Source organism: Burkholderia ubonensis subsp. mesacidophila (genome assembly GCF_002097715.1).
GTDB classification, from domain to species: domain Bacteria; phylum Pseudomonadota; class Gammaproteobacteria; order Burkholderiales; family Burkholderiaceae; genus Burkholderia; species Burkholderia mesacidophila.
Genome location: NZ_CP020737.1, coordinates 1,910,511 through 1,926,534 on the forward strand (window position 1 = coordinate 1,910,511; position 16,024 = coordinate 1,926,534).

Consider the following 16,024-nt stretch of genomic DNA (forward strand, 5'->3'; position numbering starts at 1 on the left):
GCAACCTAGACTGGGCTCACTTTCCCCCACACATGGAGAAATTCATGAGTCTCAAAGGCAAACTCCCGGCTGGCGCGGTCCTGGGCTTCGGCGCTGCACCGCTCGGCAACATGTTCCGCAACATCCCCGAAGACGAAGCGCTGGCGACGGTCGAAGCCGCGTGGCAACAGGGCGTGCGTTATTTCGACACGGCGCCGTTCTACGGCGCGGGCCTGTCTGAAATGCGCGTCGGCGAAGCGCTGGCCAACCATCCGCGCGACGAATTCGTGCTTAGCACGAAGGTCGGCCGAGTGATCCTCGACGAGATCGAAGACGTCACGGCTCGCGATCTCGGCGAGAAGGGCGGGCTGTTCGAATTCGGCCGCCCGAACCGCATCGTCAACGACTACTCGGCCGACGCGACGCTGCGCTCGATCGAGGACAGCCTGAAGCGCCTTCGCATGGATCGTCTGGACATCGTCTGGATCCACGACATCGCGCAGGATTTCTACGGCGACGAATGGCTCGCGCAGTTCGAAGTCGCGCGCAAGGGGGCATTCCGTGTGCTGACCAAGCTGCGTGAAGAAGGCGTGATCAAGGCGTGGGGCCTCGGCGTCAATCGCGTCGAGCCGTGCGAGCTGACCCTCGATCTGTCCGAGGCACAGCCGGACGGGTTCCTGCTGGCGGGCCGCTATTCGCTGCTCGACCATGAGCGTGCGCTGCAGCGCCTGATGCCGGCAGCGGCGGCCCAGGGCGTCGATATCGTCGTCGGCGGTCCGTACAGCTCGGGCGTGCTCGCGGGCGGCACGCACTTCGAATACCAGAAGGCGTCACAGGAGATCCTCGCCAAGGTCGAACGGGTCAAGGCCGTCGCCGCGCGCCACAACGTGAGCGTGAAGGCTGCTGCGCTGCAATTCGCGCTCGCGCATCCGGCATCCGTCGCGGTCATTCCGGGCGCGAGCCGTCCGTCGCGGATCGCGGAAGACCAGGCCGCGCTGAAGGAGGTCATTCCGGCCGACTTCTGGCGCGACATGCGTGAGCAAGGTCTCGTCGCGGCCAATGCGCCGCTGCCGACCGATCGTTGAACAGGAGATGACGCAATGGCACAGGCATACGCAAGCATCGACATCCCGGCTTCGGCCGGCGAGGTCTGGACGCTGATCGGCGGGTTCGGGTCGCTGCCCGACTGGCTGTCGTACATTCCGGACAGCGAACTGAGCGAAGGCGGGCGCGTGCGCCGGCTGGCCAATCCGGCCGGCGCGACGATCGTCGAGCGCCTGATCGCGTTCGACGAAGCGGAGCGCAGCTACAGCTACGCGATCCTCGAGGCGCCGTTCCCGGTCGTGAACTATCGCTCCACGCTGCGCGTGCGCGAAAACGGCCCGAACGCGTCGAAAGTCGAATGGTCCGGCACCTTCACGCCGAACGGCTCGACCGACGAGGAAGCCGGCAAGCTGTTCCGCGGCATCTACGAAGACGGCCTGAACGAACTCGCGAAGCGGTTCTCGGCAACCGCGTAACGATGCGTCGGCCGGACGGTCGCCCCACAGCCGTCCGGCTGGCGTGCGATGTTGCGTGCGTCGTTGCGTGCGTCGTTGCGTGCGACCGAAGCGGGGCGGGCGGCTGACCGGCCGTCAGCGCCGCACGGCGCATCGACCCTGTGCCACGAAATCGATCGGAGACAGGGCGATTCCCCCCGCGTTCCCGACCCGCCGCTCGGGCATGGCGCCACGCGTGCCATGCCCGAGCGGCGTCTTTGCGTGCGGTAGACTGCACGATCGTTTTCCTGCCGACCCTCACGCGCCATGGACCGAATCGATGCGATGAAAGTGTTCGTCGCCACGCTCGACGAGGGCAGCCTCGCGGCGAACGGTGCATCGGCACACGCGTTGCGGGTGCTTCGCAGCGCCGTCGAGCGTGCCGGTGGCAGGCGTAGCATGAGCGCAGTGCCGGAATACCCGGCCGTCGGCCGGCCGACGGCGCGAAAGCCCATCCGCGCGCGCACGAGAACCGGCGTCGACAACCCGTTTCGTCAGGAGAGCAAGCGTCATGAACACGTCACCCGAGCACTCGCCCCTGTTGCACCGGCTCGGCATCCGGGCTCCGATCATCCAGGCGCCGATGGCGGGCACCAGCACGCCGGCGCTCGCGGCCGCCGTCTCGAATGCCGGCGGGCTCGGCTCGCTGGGCCTCGGCGCGACGAACACCGACGGCGCGCGCAAGATGATCCGCGACACCCGCGCGCTCACCGAGCGACCGTTCAACGTCAACGTGTTCTGCCACCGGCCGGCCACCGCGGATGCGGCGGTTGAGCGCGCGTGGCTCGACTGGCTCGCGCCGGTGTTCGCGCAATACGACGCGACGCCGCCGGCAGCGCTGTCGGAGATCTATACGAGCTTCGTCGCGGATCGCGCGATGCAGCAGATGCTGGTCGACGAGCGGCCGGCTGTCGTCAGCTTTCACTTCGGGCTGCCGCCCGCCGACGTGATCGACGCGCTGAAGCGCGCCGGCATCGCGCTGTTCGCCACCGCGACGAATCTCGACGAGGCGCGGCAGATCGCCGCGGCGGGCATTGACGCGGTCGTCGCGCAGGGCATCGAGGCGGGCGGGCATCGCGGCGTATTCGACTCGACCGCCGCCGACGACCGTCTCGGCGCGTTCGCGCTGACCCGTCTCCTGGTCAGCGAACGCGCGCTGCCCGTCATCGCCACCGGCGGGATCATGGATGGCGCCGGCATCGCGGCGGCCCTCGCGCTCGGCGCGCAGGCCGCGCAGCTCGGCACCGCGTTCGTCGCATGCCCCGAAACGTCGATCGACGACGGCTACCGCCGCGCGATCCTCGGCGAAGCGGCACGGCGCACCACGCTCACGACGGCGATTTCCGGGCGGGCCGCGCGGAGCATGGCGAACCGGCTGACCGAGCTCGGCGCCGCGCCGGATGCGCCCCGAACGCCCGCTTACCCGATCGCGTATGACGCCGGCAAGGCGCTGCATGCCGCGGCGAAGGCGAAGGGCGAGTTCGGCTACGGCGCGCAATGGGCAGGGCAGGCGGCGCCGCTTGCGCGCGCGTTGCCGGCCGCCGAACTCTTCGCGCAGCTGGAGCGGGAATTGCGCGACGCCATCGAGCGGTTGCAGGCGCGCTGGGCGTAACGCGTGCGGCCGCAAGCCGCGCGAAATGAATCGCTTCGTATCGGTCGGCGGCGTCGATACATCGCGATACAAGGCAGCCTGTCGCGTGCGCTATAACGCAATGCATGACCTCGATATGGAGCGCAACATGCAACAAACGCAACAAGCTGCCTGGCTCAAAGGGTCCTGCCATTGCGGGGCCGTGAAATTCGAAGTCCGCACCGCCGTCACGCCGGCGGGACGCTGCAACTGCAGCCTGTGCCGCCGCAAGGGCGCGCTGATGAGCCCGATGTTCGACGGTCGCGACCTCCGCATCCTGGCCGGCCGGGACGCGCTGACGGTCTACCAGTTCAACACGCGCGTCGCGAAACACTACTTCTGCCGGCACTGCGGCATCTATCCGTTCCATCAGACGCGCAAGGACCCCGCGTGCTGGCGCGTCAACCTCGGCTGTCTCGACGGCATCGATGCATATGCGCTCGAAGCCACGGTCGCCGACGGCGCCAGCCTGTCCGTGGTGGAGGACGCATGAAGCGCTGGCTGGCGATTCTCCTGTTCGCCGCGGGCGGATTCGCGACCGAGCTCGTTCATCCGGTGCAGTGCTCGCTGATGACGGAAAGCCGGCAGCGGGCCGACAGGAAAACGGACCGGCACGGCGACCCGCGACGGTAAGCGCCGGGGTGCAACCGGCTTCGTCCACATCGCTGCGCAACCACCGGCCGCGGCGAGCGCCGCGCGCCGGCCATCCCGATTGCTTCCGATAAGATCGCACGCGATATATAATGCGGGCATTCGCGCGCGATCTTTGCCACAAGGAGGCAGCTCATGAAACCGACCCAAGCAGCGCCCAAGCTGTCCGACTTCCTGTGCTTCGCCGTCTATTCGGCGAACCTGGCCTTCGGCAAGGCCTACAAGCCCATTCTCGAGGAGCTTGGCCTCACGTACACGCAATACATCACGATCATTGCGCTGTGGGAGGAGGACAACCAGACGGTCGGCAGCCTCGGCGAAAAGCTGTTCCTCGAATCCAATACGCTCACGCCAATCCTGAAGAAGCTCGAAGCGATGGGTTACCTGCAGCGTCAGCGCGATCCCGCCGACGAGCGCCAGGTGCTCGTCAGCCTGACGAAAACGGGCCGGCGCCTGCGCGAGAAGGGGCTGGGCATGGATCTCGTCGAGGCGACCGGGCTGAAGCCCGACGAGTTCGCCAAGATGCAGAAGGCGATCGTCACGCTGCGCAATAACCTGATCCGCTCGACCGAGGAGCAGGAACAGGTATGACGGCGGGTGAGCAGGCGGAAGCCGGAAACGCTTCCGGCTTCGTTCAAGACAAAAAGCGCATACGATTAAATCGTATGCGCTTTTTTGATGGGAATACAACGGCGTCAGTGCGGACGATTCCAGCCGCTGGTCCATTCAATGACCGAAGTAGATCGAGCGCTCGGCGCTGCGGATCACGCTGCGGCGACCGGTCTGCGTGGCTGCGTCGCCGTTGTCGCCGTAGCCGGATGCCGACATGTCGCCCGCGACTGCGTCATTCGCGTGAATGCGCTTCAGGGCCGCCTGCAGGTCGTCCGGATAGTGCGGATCGTTGGGGTGGCCGGGCTGGTAGCCCGCTTTCTGCAATTCGGCCAGCTCCGCACGCACTTGCGCGCGCGTGACGGCCGTACCGGACGGCGAAGTTTCGACGCCGGCGAACGCGGGCGCGGTGAACGAGGCCGAAACGGCGACGAGCAGGGCAGCGATCAGAGGGGTTTTCATGGTTGACCTCGACAAAGGATGTTCAATGATTGGGGCGCCGATTTCGGACCGACAGGCCGCGGGCATCGGCTCATGCGCGGACAGGCTCACACCAGATTGATGGCGACGTCGATGTTGCCGCGCGTCGCTTTCGAATACGGGCAGGTCTGGTGCGCGGCGTCGACGATGCGTTGCGCGACGTCGCGCTCCAGGCCGGGCACGCTGACGTTCAGCCGCGCCTGAAGGAAATACGCGTTGCCGGCCGTGCCCAGATCCACTTCGGCGTCGACCGCGAGATCCGGCGGCAGCGTGACTTTCGACGCGCGGGCCGCGAGCTGCATCGCGCCGATGAAACATGCCGACCAGCCCGCGGCGAACAGCTGCTCCGGATTGGTGCCGCTGCCTGCGCTGCCCGGCGACGAAAGCTGGAGATCCAGCCGGCCGTCGGAACTGCGCACCGCGCCATCGCGTCCGCCGGACGAGGTATGGGTTTTGCCGGTGTACAGCACTTTTTCGATCTTGCTCATCTTGAACTCCTGGAGTGGTGAAGCGGGTATCTGCTCATGCGATTCGATCGCATGCGATGCATTCTGCCGCTGGCATTTTTCGATGTCAAGCGGTATCGATTAAATCGTATGCGATGTATGTGAATGTATGCGAAGCAATGCGGGGAGGTATCACCGGACGGTCCGGCGGCATTTCCCCGCGGCGAGCGCATTGCGCCGTGAGGCGGCAGGGCTCAGGCCGGCAGGATCTGCGCGATCACGACCAGCGCGACGGCCGCGTCGGCCGGCAACTGGCGGTGCGAGAACGCCGAGCGCGCATGTCCGGCCTTGTCGCCGAGCACGGCGGCGAACAGGTCCGATGCGCCGTCGATCACCGCGGGCTGGCCGTGGAATCCGTCGGCCGAGCTGACGTGTCCTTCGACACGCACAATGTGATGCAGCCGGTCGAATCCGCCCAGGTGCCGGTCGATCTGCGCGAGCACGTTCAGCGCGGCCAGTTGGGCCGCCTGCTTGCCTTCGTTGAGGGTCAACTGCTCGCCGACCCGCCCCGTGTAGGCCATCCTTCCGCCGGCGAGCGGCACCTGGCCGGACACGAACAGCAGGTTGCCGGCTTCGCTGACCGCCGTGTAACTGCCCAGCGGTTGCGGCGGCTCGGGCAACGCGAGGCCGCGTTCGGCGAGTTTGCGTTCGACAGTCATGTCGTCCTCCTTTTCCTTGAATTCCCGTGAAGTGATGGGCGTGATCGGCACGAAGCGGATTAGCGCATGCCGGTCCGGATCCCTGTCAGTCACTGTAGTCACGCGTGCGGCGCCGGTAAATGTCGTCGGCGCAAATGATCCCGAACGTCATGTAATGAATGCGGCGCGATGCGAGTAGCCGGCGCGCAGGTTCCGGTCGCTGGTTTCCCGCTCGATAATCGTGCACACTCACTCATCCGATCGGCGTTGCCGCCGTCGCGGCGGAATCCGCAGGAACAAGCGCATGCAACGAAAATTCGACGACCTGCTGCTCGGCAGCATCGAGCTGTTCTGTCTCGCGGCGGAGCTCGGCAGCTTCACGCTGGCGGCGACCGCCGCGAGCGTCACGCCGGCCGCGGTGAGCCGGTCGGTGGCGCGGCTCGAGGAACGCCTCGGCGTGCGCCTCTTCGTGCGGACGACGCGGCAGATCCGGCTGACCGACTCGGGGCGGCGCTACTTCGAGCAGTGCCGGCAGGCGCTGTCGCAGCTCGTCGACGCGGAGCGCGAAGTGACGGGCCAGCAGACGACGCCCGCCGGCGTGCTGCGGATCAGCATGCCGACGCCGTATGGCCACTACCGCGTCTTGCCGCTGCTGCCCGCGTTTCGCGAACGGTATCCGGACGTGCAGGTCGAGGCGCACCTGAGCAACCGGAACATCGACTTTGCGGAAGAGGGGTTCGATCTCGCGATTCGCGGCAGCGCGCCTGCCGATTCGAGCCTGATCGCGCGCAAGCTGGAGGATGCGGAACTCGTTGCGGTCGCGACGCCCGGCTACCTGAAGCGCGCGGGCGCGCCGAAGTCCGTCGACGACCTGCACGCGCACGACTGCATCCAGTTCGAGCTGCCGAGCAGCGGCCGCAATATTCCGTGGCTGTTTCACGACGCGGCCGGCAACGAGCTCGACGTCACGACGACCGGCGGCTACGGCACCTCGGGCGACGTGCTCGCCGGCGTGACGCTCGCGCGTCACGGCGCGGGGCTGTTCCAGACCTACCGTTTCATCGTCGACCAGGACCTGCGCGACGGACGCCTCGTCGAGGTGCTGCCCGACCGCGGCGGCCGTTCGCGGCCGTTCATCCTGCTCTATCCGCACGGACGCTACCTGTCGTCGCGCGTCAGGGTGTTCGTCGATTACCTCGTCGATCAGCTCGCACACGCGCGAGCCAAACGGGCGCGATAGATGAAGCGCCCGCAGAGAGCGCTTGCTCGGACTCAATGCCCGGCACTCTGGCCGCCGTCGACGTGCAGGATCTCGCCCGTCACGAACGGCGCGGCGTCGAGATAGAGAATCGCGTCGACGATGTCGCTCATCTCGCCCATGCGGCCGACCGGGTGCAGCGACGCAAGCGTCGCATGCATCTCGACCGCGTGCATCGGCGACTTGATGATGCCCGGCGACACCGCATTCACGCGAATCCCCGCCTTCGCATATTCGATCGCGAGCGATTTCGTCGCCGCGTTCAGGCCGCCCTTCGTCAGCGACGCGAGCACCGACGGCACGTTGCTGTTCGCGTGGTCCACGAGGCTCGTCGTGATGCTGACCACATGGCCGCCGCCGTGGCGCTGCATTGCTTCGATCGCACGCTGCGTGATGTGGAAGAAACCGTTCAGGTTGACGTTGGTGATCGCCGCGTAGTCGTCGGCCGTGTACTGCGTGAACGGCTTCGCGATGAAGACCCCAGCGTTGTTGACGAGCGTGTCGACCCGGCCGAAACGTTCGATCGCGGTGTCGACCACGCGCCGGGCGGTGCTCGGATCGCCGATGTCGCCGGCGATGGTGACGAGATCCGGATCGTGCGACGGCTCGATCGAACGGGACGTGGCGACGACGCGATGGCTGCGCGCACGGAAGGCGGCGACGGTTGCCGCGCCGATGCCTTGCGACGCGCCGGTGACGATGATGACTTTGGATGCGCTCATGATTTGCCTCGATGGGTGATGGGTCTCGGCGGTGTTGCCGACCGGATCGACGGATCCGATGGACAGGACTCTAGGCGCATCCGCGCCGACTTCGAACACCCACCGTGGACCAACAGTCTTGCGTCGAGGTAACAAATCGACGCGGGGGCCGACGCATGCCGCCGTCGGCCCCCGCGTTGCCGGCATCGCGTCAGCGCACCGTCGCGGCGGATTGCCCGAACAGGATGCTGCGCGATTGCGCGTCGACGACGGGCGTGACGTTGATTTCCTTCGCGCGTTCGTACGCGCGAATCGTCGCCGGCCGCGCGCCGATCCGCTCGAACCACCGCGCCAGATGCGGGAAATCGCCGAGACGCTGGCGCTGGCGCTCGTGCGGCACGATCCACGGGTAGCACGCCATGTCGGCGATCGAATAGTCGCCCGCGATGTAGTCGCGGCCGTCCGCCAGCTGCTTGTCGAGCACGCCGTACAGCCGCGACGTCTCTTTCACGTAGCGATCGATCGCATACGGCAGCGGTTCGGGCGCGTATTGCGCGAAATGATGGTTCTGCCCGGCCATCGGCCCGAGCCCGCCCATCTGCCAGAACAGCCACTGCAGCACGAGATTGCGGCCGCGCAGGTCCTGCGGAATGAAGCGGCGGGTCTTGTCCGCGAGGTACAGCAGGATCGCGCCCGATTCGAAGATCGACAGCGGCTCGCCGCCATCGGCCGGCGCCTGGTCGACGAGCGCCGGAATCCGGTTGTTCGGCGCGATGCGCAGGAACTCGGGCGCGAACTGCTCGCCGCGGCCGATGTTCACCGGGACGATCCGGTACGGCAGCCCGGCTTCCTCGAGGAACATCGTCACCTTGTGCCCGTTGGGCGTCGTCCAGTAGTAGAGATCGAGCATGTCACGCTCCGGTCGCGGCGCCGGCCTCGAGCCGTGCATTCTGCGGGAACATCGCGCGGCGGGCTTCGTCGTCCATCTCGATCTTGAACGCGTGACGCGCCTTCAGCGCCTCGGCGCGCTGCGCGGCCGGCCGCGCATTGATTTCGTCGAGCAGGCGCTTCACGTTCGGCAGCTGTTCCCAGGCGGTTTCGCCGAGCACGAACGGCGCCACGCGCGCCCAGCCCCACACTGCCATGTCGACGAGCGTGTACGTGTCGCCGAGCATGTAGCGCGACGTCGCGAGCCGCTCGTCGACGATGCGCCAGTGCCGCCACGCCTCGAAATCGTAACGGTTGATCGCGTACGCGTTCGGCTCCGGTGCGTGGTGCTTGAAGTGCACCGCCTGTCCCGCGTACGGGCCGATGCCGGTCGCGACGAACATCAGCCACGACAGCATCGCTCCGCGCGCGGCCGGCGTGTCGTCGGGGAGGAACTGGCCGGTCTTTTCCGCGAGATACAGCAGGATCGCGTTGCTGTCGAACACCGTGGCGTCGCCGTCGACGATCGCCGGCGTCTTCGCATTCGGGTTGATCGCCTTGAACGCGGCCGAGTGCTGTTCGCCCTTGCGCGTATCGACCGGCACCAGCTCGTACGGCAGCCCGGCTTCCTCGAGGAACAGCGCGACCTTGGCGGGATTCGGGGAAGGGTGGTAGTGGAACTGGATCATGGGCGTGACTCCTTCGTTGAAATGGGGTTGAACCGAGGGCCCCAATCTACCGGAATCGCCGGGATGAAAAGTTACAATAAGTCCGAAAATCGATACAGATCGTCCCATGCCAGATCGACTCTCCAATCTCATCAGCCGCTTCGACCTGCGGGCGCGCGTGTTTCCCGACCCCAGCACGAGCAGCGTCGACGAGGCCGGCAGCCACGACGGCGCCGGCCATCTGTACCTGTTGCGCGCCGGGCGGATCGTCGTGACCGGGCGCGCGCTCGGACGCCAGGTGATCGACGCGCCGAGCATGCTGTTCCTGCCCAGGCCCCAGTCCTGCCGGGTCGATTTGGGGGCGCATAGCGCGGCCGACCTCGTGTCCGCGAGCATCGCCTTCGGGTCTCGCGACGAGAATCCGCTGCTGCGCAGCATGCCGGACCTGCTGGTCACGCCACTGAACTGCGTGCCGTCGCTCGACGCGGTCCAGCAACTGCTGTTTGCCGAAGCGCTCGAGCCCGCCTGCGGCCATCACGCGATGGTCAACCGGCTCGTCGAAGTGCTGATGGTCCAGATGCTCCGCCATGCGATGCGCAAGCAGCTCGTCGACACCGGCTCGCTTGCCGGCCTTGCCGATTCGCGGCTCGGCAAGGTGCTGACCGCGCTCCATTCGGACCCGTCGCGCGGCTGGACGCTGGAGGACATGGCCGGGACGGCCGGCATGTCCCGGTCGCGGTTTGCCGCGCATTTCGCGGACATCGTCGGCGTGCCGCCGGGCGAATACCTGCTGCAGTGGCGGATCGGGCTCGCGAAGTCGCTGCTGCGCCGCGGCCGGCCGGTCAAGCTGGTTGCCGCCGAAGTCGGCTACGGCAGCGCCAGCGCGCTCGCGCGGGCGTTTGCGCAAGGCGTCGGGCTGACGCCCACGCAATGGATCGCGCAGCAGCGCGGGTAGGTGGTGCACGAGGTCACGCGTGTTTTCATGCCATCCAGTTTCGCTTTGCAATGCAGTCGTTAAGATAAGAAAACTTATCCTGACTGTCGCGACGAAATGCAAACTGGGGGCATCCGACATTCACTTTTGGTCGTATTCCGGGATTCCTATCCGGCGCAAGGGGGGGCGCCGACGCGCCCGGCGAAGCCTTCACGAATGCGAGTAGCCGAACGCCGGGCAAGGGCAGCGCATGGCCCGGACAGCCGCCCGGCGCGGCTTTCTCGCCCGGCGGGCGCACGCGCCGAATGCGAGTTGTTGGGGGCGGGCGTCCGCTTATATCCTGACGTCGTCGGGCGGTAACGGCATAGGGCCACCGCCCCTGTACGAGAGATTGAACATGACAGACGTCACCCGAAACATGAAGCTCAATCACCTGAGCTTCCCCTCCGCCGACACGCTCGCGACCGCCCGCTTCTTCGAGCGGTATCTGGGTTTCACGATCGCGGGAAGCTGGGAGCAGTCCTACATCCTCAAGCGCGCCGGCTTCGACGTGGTCATCGATCACGCCTGCGACGCTGCACCCACCTGGCCGAAAGCCTTCCATGCCGGGTTCGAGCTGCCGAGCCTCGACGCCGTTCGCGAGCTGCACGCGCGCTTCAAGGAAGAGGGCGTCGAGATGGAAACGGAGATCTTCAACAATGGCCGCGGGTCACGCTTCTTCTGCCGTGCGCCGGGCGGCGTGATGTTCGAATTGAACACGCGCTCGGACGCCGCACCGGAATATCGCGGCACGTTCGACGACTGAAGTCCGTTCGTTCGTCGGCCGATTCCGAACCTGGATGATCAGTTCTACTGCCGATTTCATGCGGCGGCGCGTAACGGTGCGATTGACACTGCCGTCCTGCGACCGTTACAGTCGCGTCGCGGGGCGGTGGGTCAAGCACACCCCCGGAGCAGGCAGTGCATGTTCCAGGACTACGGGGCTACCCCGTGGATGAGATCGGCTCCCCGATGCGTCGCAAGAGCCGCGATTGCGCGTTGCGCAAGACCGCTCTCGCAGCACCAAGCACGTTGACTCATCGTCCCGCCCATCCATACATATGCGTTCATCCGTCTACGACACCACGCGCGCGATCGCCGATGCGATGCTGGCCGGGCCGCCGGACCCCGGCGGCGTGGCCGCGCGCATGGCGGCCGTGCTCGGCGATGCTCCGCCGTGGGTGCACGACGTCGCGCGCGACGCGATCGCGCGCTTCGGCGGGCGCTGGGCCGCCATCGAGCCCGGCGACCTGGCGCGGCTCATCGCCGAAGCGCCGGGATTTGTCGCCGCGTGGCGCAGCGACAGCCCGCCCGCCATCGCCCGCATCCTGCCGCGCCCCGCGGTGCAGCGGCCGTTGCCGCCGGCGCTCGGCGCGCTCGATCTGCCGCAGTGGTCGACGCCCGGCGATCTCGCCGGCTGGCTCGGCGTCGCCGTGCCCGACCTCGACTGGCTGGCGGACCGGTGGCGCGTCGCAGCGCGCGGCAGCGACACGCCGCTGCATCACTACACGTACCACGCGTTCGACAAGCGCGACGGCGGTTGCCGCCTGATCGAGATTCCGAAGGGCCGCCTGCGCGAAGCACAACGCAGCCTCCTGCACGGGCTGCTCGATCGCGTTCCGCCGCACGATGCCGCGCACGGCTTCCGCAAGGGGCGCGGCATCGTGTCGTTCGCCGCGCCGCATGCGGATCGCGTCGTCGTGATCCGGTTCGATCTGGCCGACTTCTTCGCGTCGGTCAGCGCGGCGAAAGTTCATGCGCTGTTCGATACGCTCGGCTATCCGGTCGAAGTCGTCAGGACGCTGACCGCGCTTTGCACCAACCGCGTGCCGTCGACGCGGCTCTTGGCGCCCGACCTGCGTGACCGGCTCGACTGGTCCGGCCGCCAGCGCTACCGCAACCGGCACCTCCCGCAGGGCGCGCCGACGTCGCCCGCGCTTGCCAACCTGTGCGCATTCCGGCTTGACACGCGGCTGGCCGCGCTCGCGCGCTCGCTCGATGCGACCTACACGCGCTATGCGGACGATCTCGCCTTCTCGGGCGGCGCCGTGCTGGCGCGTGCGACGGAATGGCTGAAGATCAGGGTCGCCGCGATCGCGCTCGAGGAGGGCTTCGCGCTGCAATTGCGCAAGACGCGGGTGATGCGGCGCGGCGTCCGGCAGCGGCTCGCCGGCGTGGTCGTCAACCGGCACCCGAATCTTGCGCGCGATGAATTCGACACGCTGAAGGCGATCTTGACCAACTGCGTGCGCCACGGGCCGGCGTCGCAGAACCGCGATGCGCATCCGGATTTTCGCGGCTATCTCGCCGGGCGCGTCGCGCACGCGACGATGCTGAACGCGGCGCGCGGCATGAAGTTGCAGGCGATCTTCGACAGGATCGCGTGGGATGCGGGCGAGATCGACGCCTGAGTTGTTCGGTACTTGGCCGCATCCCGCGCAGGCCGGCCGCCGTCACAACGGAAGCGGCCGGTCCTGAAAAATGCTCTTCATCACGAGCGTGGAGGTCAACCGGAGTACGGACGGCAACGGCAGCAACCGGCGGTCATAGAGCGTCTGGAATGCCTTCAGGTCCCGCGTGACGACGTGCAGCATGTAGTCGGGCTCGCCGAACAGGCGCTCGGCCCGCGTGATCTCGGGAATATCGATGAGCGCGTCCTCGAACGACTGAACGTTCTCGCTGCTGCCTTCACGCAGGGTCGCAAAGACGATCGCGGAAAAATTCAGCCCGACCGTGGCGGGGTCGATCGTGGCGCGGTATCCGCTGATCACCTGCGCATGCTCGAGCGCGCGCAGCCGGCGCTGGCACGGCGAAAGGCTCAAGCCGACCCGTTCGCTCAGCTCCGTGATCGAAAGTCGTCCATCCTGCTGAATCTCGGCAAGAATCTTGCGGTCTATTGCGTCCATGCGCGAAATGTTAGCGCTGCAACCACCGATCTGGCAAGAAATAGGGAGCACCTTCCGGGGTCAAAACCGTACCATTTGCGCCCTCGGGCGGTGGCGCCCGCCTAACCGGAAGTGAAGCAGTGGAAGCTAGTTTGTTGACGGCGTTCTGGATCGTCTCGTTTTCGTTGGTCATGGTCCCGGGCGCCGACTGGGCCTACGCGATTTCGGCAGGCCTGCGCGGCAGCGTGGTCGCGCCCGCCGTCGGCGGGATGTTGCTCGGCTACCTCGCGATCACGTTGGTCGTCGCAGCAGGCGTCGGCACGCTGGTCACGAGTGTTCCGGCGTTTCTGTCCGTCCTCACCGTCGTCGGGGGCGCCTATCTGCTCTGGCTGGGCGTCAGGACGTTGCTGCACCCGTCGTCGGAACTCTCGGTCGGACAGGAGCAGGTCCAGAATAGCCGGCTGGGCTGGTCGTTCAAGGGGTTTGCGATCAGCGGCCTCAATCCCAAGGCCATTCTGCTGTTCGTCGCGCTCTTGCCGCAGTTCACGCGGCGCGATGCCGGATGGTCGGTCTCCGCTCAGATCGTCGCGCTGGGCCTGCTGCACATGATCAACTGCGCGGCGGTTTACTCCGTTGTCGGCCTCGGCTCGAAGGCCGTGCTGAGCACTCGGCCCAAGGCAGCACGGATGGTGAGCCAGCTTTCCGGCGCGGCGATGGTCGTGGTTGCGGTCATATTGTTCGGCGAGCAGGTTTTCGCATTCGCGCGGTAAGGGGTTGCCGGCATGTGCGGCCGTCGTCCCGTGACCCGGGTGACGGGTCGCCGCGGACCCGTCACCGCCCTCAAAGGCTCAGTACGGCGTGCGGGTCGAACGCCGGCGATATCTCGCAACACCTGTGGTTGCCTTCCGCTCAGGCTGAATCGCAGCCTTGATCACCTCGACATGTGCGTGCGCGTCCCCATAAAACGACGAAAGGTCCGCCTTCATTGCAGTTCTTGATGCATTGTCCAGGTAGATCATGTGGCCCGACGGATAATTCCTGATCGTCAGGTTGCTCACGATCTGTGCGTTGTCCAGCGGCATGCTCTCGAAAGTGAGTTTGGTTTGGAAAAATGGCGTCACCGCGTCGTAATACCCGTTTGCGGAAAACACCCTCAGGTAGGGATTGACGGCCATCGCCGCAGCAAGGTCGCCTGCCGTGTAGAGGCTCGCGATCCCGCCTTTTTCGGCTCCCGTCGGGTCGACATGGCTGAAGTCCCAGTTGGCGAACGCCTGGTCGTTCAGGTCCATGAACGGCGATATCGACGTGTATTGCAACTCGTCGTTCAGATACACGTTCCACATGGCTGTATACACGCCACCCACGGCAGAGATCGTCGGATCGTTGCCGCCTGAATTCGGCGAGATATTGCCGGCAATGCCGGTGTCTTTCCCGGTAACACGGCCGTCATACAGGCCGACAGCCAGCCCGGCGTCCAGCAGGAGACTCGTCAGGAACGTCGAGCCGTTTCCCGCTGACGGGTCGAGCCGCCAGTACCGCAGAACCACGGGCGGGATGCCGAGGATGTCGCTGAGATGCTGCAGCACCTCGGGATCGACTTTGGGGAAAGTGTCGAGTGCATTCGCATAGGGGCCGTTCGCGAATTTTTCCACCTTGTCCATGAAGCCGGGCAGGTCGTGAGGAACCGGAGACACGGTGACCTTCTTGTGGAACCAGGCGTCAGCCGCAAGCGTCGGGAGGAGTCCCGGCGGGTTGCTCTGCTGCGAATAATCGAGAATCGACGACTGCAGTACGACTCCGTTCAGATCCACACCGTCTTCGTGCAGCATCCAGGTGAGCACGGCGGTGCGTGGCGTTCCATAGGATTCCCCGAACAGATACTTGGGCGAATTCCATCGGTCGAACACGGTCAGGTAACGCTTGATGAATTGCTTGATGCAACCTGCATCCTGGTCAACGCCCCAGAAATCCTTGTTGACGTTGGGTTCAATCGCTGTCGAGTATCCGGTGCCAACAGGATCGATAAACACCAGGTCACTTTGATCGAGCAAGCTGTCCGGGTTGTCTTCCAGCGCGTAGGGCGCCGGCGGCGTGAAGCTCGGCATGCTCGTCTTTATCCGCCTCGGCCCGAATGAGCCCAGCAGCAGGAAAACCGACGATGAGCCGGGACCGCCGTTATAGAAAAAGGTGACCGGCCGCGTGGACGGCGCCGCGTCGTCGACCGTGAATGCCACGAAGAACAATTTGGCGGCCGGACGTGCGCTGTAGGCGTCGGTTGTCACGAGATGACCCGCTCGCGCCGTATAGGCAATCGACTTTCCGTTGAGCTTCAGCGTGTGATGAGTGATCGCGGCATTTTCGGTGACGTCGCTGACTGAATCGCCCGGACCGTACCCGTAGGGTGTCGTGTCGACAAGGGGTTGATCGGGTTGAGCTCCATTCCTTGCAATTGCATTCATCGCAGATCTCCGTTTTCGGTTCACGATTTCCATGCACTCGCAGCTCCGACGGTATCTCTTGCGCACCCGTCGGCACATCCGGGATCAGGTTTTATTAATAGTGTTTTCGTGTGTGGACATCG

General features: G+C 66.0%; 20 protein-coding genes. 11 read left to right on the top strand and 9 right to left on the bottom strand.

Features of this window, described 5'->3' with window-relative positions; all coding sequences use genetic code 11:
* Positions 1 to 44 precede the first annotated feature (44 nt).
* A complete protein-coding gene (locus B7P44_RS09010; RefSeq protein ID WP_084906548.1) occupies positions 45 to 1,064 on the top strand; it encodes an aldo/keto reductase in 1,020 nt (339 codons plus the stop codon).
* A gap of 15 nt (positions 1,065 to 1,079) precedes the next feature.
* Complete coding sequence (locus tag B7P44_RS09015; RefSeq protein WP_084903034.1) at positions 1,080 to 1,499, top strand: SRPBCC family protein; 420 nt, start codon at positions 1,080 to 1,082, stop codon at positions 1,497 to 1,499.
* 276 nt (positions 1,500 to 1,775) lie between these two features.
* On the opposite strand, the gene B7P44_RS37110 is transcribed toward B7P44_RS09015, so the two are convergent.
* Positions 1,776 to 2,030, bottom strand: a complete 255-nt coding sequence (locus tag B7P44_RS37110; protein WP_162296960.1) for a hypothetical protein — start codon at positions 2,028 to 2,030, stop codon at positions 1,776 to 1,778.
* Between B7P44_RS37110 and B7P44_RS09020 the strand changes: the two genes are divergently transcribed.
* The 4 genes from B7P44_RS09020 to B7P44_RS09030 all read left to right on the top strand — a co-directional run bounded on the left by B7P44_RS09020 (position 2,029) and on the right by B7P44_RS09030 (position 4,389).
* Positions 2,029 to 3,129 (top strand): NAD(P)H-dependent flavin oxidoreductase, encoded by a 1,101-nt coding sequence (locus tag B7P44_RS09020; protein WP_084903036.1) that lies wholly within the window; start codon positions 2,029 to 2,031, stop codon positions 3,127 to 3,129. The two genes, B7P44_RS37110 and B7P44_RS09020, sit on opposite strands and share 2 nt — an antisense overlap.
* 127 nt (positions 3,130 to 3,256) lie before the next feature.
* The gene (locus B7P44_RS09025) at positions 3,257 to 3,640 is read left to right on the top strand and encodes a GFA family protein (RefSeq protein WP_084906551.1); all 384 of its coding nucleotides are present in this window, start codon (positions 3,257 to 3,259) and stop codon (positions 3,638 to 3,640) included.
* Positions 3,637 to 3,780 (top strand): hypothetical protein, encoded by a 144-nt coding sequence (locus B7P44_RS37115; protein WP_167389801.1) that lies wholly within the window; start codon positions 3,637 to 3,639, stop codon positions 3,778 to 3,780. Before B7P44_RS09025 ends, B7P44_RS37115 begins: the two co-directional genes overlap by 4 nt.
* Positions 3,781 to 3,933: 153 nt before the next feature.
* Positions 3,934 to 4,389: a MarR family winged helix-turn-helix transcriptional regulator gene (locus tag B7P44_RS09030; RefSeq protein WP_084903038.1), complete on the top strand. Its 456-nt coding sequence runs from the start codon at positions 3,934 to 3,936 to the stop codon at positions 4,387 to 4,389.
* A gap of 135 nt (positions 4,390 to 4,524) precedes the next feature.
* Here the strand turns inward: B7P44_RS09030 and B7P44_RS09035 are convergent, their stop codons facing one another.
* The 3 genes from B7P44_RS09035 to B7P44_RS09045 all read right to left on the bottom strand — a co-directional run bounded on the left by B7P44_RS09035 (position 4,525) and on the right by B7P44_RS09045 (position 6,052).
* Entirely contained in the window at positions 4,525 to 4,869 is a 345-nt protein-coding gene (locus B7P44_RS09035) for a DUF4148 domain-containing protein (RefSeq protein ID WP_084903040.1), read from the bottom strand.
* A gap of 86 nt (positions 4,870 to 4,955) precedes the next feature.
* Positions 4,956 to 5,375, bottom strand: coding sequence for an organic hydroperoxide resistance protein (locus B7P44_RS09040; protein WP_084903043.1), 420 nt, complete (start codon positions 5,373 to 5,375; stop codon positions 4,956 to 4,958).
* A gap of 212 nt (positions 5,376 to 5,587) precedes the next feature.
* Positions 5,588 to 6,052, bottom strand: a complete 465-nt coding sequence (locus B7P44_RS09045; RefSeq protein WP_084903046.1) for a RidA family protein — start codon at positions 6,050 to 6,052, stop codon at positions 5,588 to 5,590.
* A 283-nt stretch (positions 6,053 to 6,335) separates the two neighbouring features.
* Between B7P44_RS09045 and B7P44_RS09050 the strand changes: the two genes are divergently transcribed.
* Complete coding sequence (locus B7P44_RS09050; protein WP_084903048.1) at positions 6,336 to 7,271, top strand: LysR family transcriptional regulator; 936 nt, start codon at positions 6,336 to 6,338, stop codon at positions 7,269 to 7,271.
* A gap of 32 nt (positions 7,272 to 7,303) precedes the next feature.
* Here B7P44_RS09050 and B7P44_RS09055 read toward each other — a convergent pair whose 3' ends face one another.
* The 3 genes from B7P44_RS09055 to B7P44_RS09065 all read right to left on the bottom strand — a co-directional run bounded on the left by B7P44_RS09055 (position 7,304) and on the right by B7P44_RS09065 (position 9,606).
* A complete protein-coding gene (locus tag B7P44_RS09055; RefSeq protein WP_084903050.1) occupies positions 7,304 to 8,011 on the bottom strand; it encodes an SDR family NAD(P)-dependent oxidoreductase in 708 nt (235 codons plus the stop codon).
* Positions 8,012 to 8,201: 190 nt separating this feature from the next.
* A complete protein-coding gene (locus tag B7P44_RS09060; RefSeq protein WP_084903052.1) occupies positions 8,202 to 8,900 on the bottom strand; it encodes a glutathione S-transferase N-terminal domain-containing protein in 699 nt (232 codons plus the stop codon).
* 1 nt (position 8,901) lies between these two features.
* Positions 8,902 to 9,606: a glutathione S-transferase family protein gene (locus B7P44_RS09065; protein WP_084903054.1), complete on the bottom strand. Its 705-nt coding sequence runs from the start codon at positions 9,604 to 9,606 to the stop codon at positions 8,902 to 8,904.
* Positions 9,607 to 9,712: 106 nt separating this feature from the next.
* On the opposite strand from B7P44_RS09065, the gene B7P44_RS09070 reads away from it, so the two are divergent.
* The 3 genes from B7P44_RS09070 (at position 9,713) to B7P44_RS09080 (ending at position 12,969) form a co-directional block, all read left to right on the top strand.
* Positions 9,713 to 10,540, top strand: coding sequence for an AraC family transcriptional regulator (locus B7P44_RS09070; protein ID WP_084903057.1), 828 nt, complete (start codon positions 9,713 to 9,715; stop codon positions 10,538 to 10,540).
* A gap of 376 nt (positions 10,541 to 10,916) precedes the next feature.
* Entirely contained in the window at positions 10,917 to 11,324 is a 408-nt protein-coding gene (locus B7P44_RS09075) for a VOC family protein (RefSeq protein ID WP_193834361.1), read from the top strand.
* Between the two features lie 295 nt (positions 11,325 to 11,619).
* Entirely contained in the window at positions 11,620 to 12,969 is a 1,350-nt protein-coding gene (locus B7P44_RS09080) for a reverse transcriptase family protein (protein ID WP_084903062.1), read from the top strand.
* A 42-nt stretch (positions 12,970 to 13,011) separates the two neighbouring features.
* Here the strand turns inward: B7P44_RS09080 and B7P44_RS09085 are convergent, their stop codons facing one another.
* Positions 13,012 to 13,464 (bottom strand): Lrp/AsnC family transcriptional regulator, encoded by a 453-nt coding sequence (locus tag B7P44_RS09085; protein ID WP_084903066.1) that lies wholly within the window; start codon positions 13,462 to 13,464, stop codon positions 13,012 to 13,014.
* Positions 13,465 to 13,583: 119 nt separating this feature from the next.
* Between B7P44_RS09085 and B7P44_RS09090 the strand changes: the two genes are divergently transcribed.
* Positions 13,584 to 14,213, top strand: coding sequence for a LysE family translocator (locus B7P44_RS09090; RefSeq protein ID WP_193834362.1), 630 nt, complete (start codon positions 13,584 to 13,586; stop codon positions 14,211 to 14,213).
* A 78-nt stretch (positions 14,214 to 14,291) separates the two neighbouring features.
* Here B7P44_RS09090 and B7P44_RS09095 read toward each other — a convergent pair whose 3' ends face one another.
* On the bottom strand, positions 14,292 to 15,902 hold the full coding sequence (locus B7P44_RS09095) for a S10 family peptidase (RefSeq protein WP_084903070.1): 1,611 nt from the start codon (positions 15,900 to 15,902) through the stop codon (positions 14,292 to 14,294).
* Between the last annotated feature and the right edge of the window lie 122 nt (positions 15,903 to 16,024).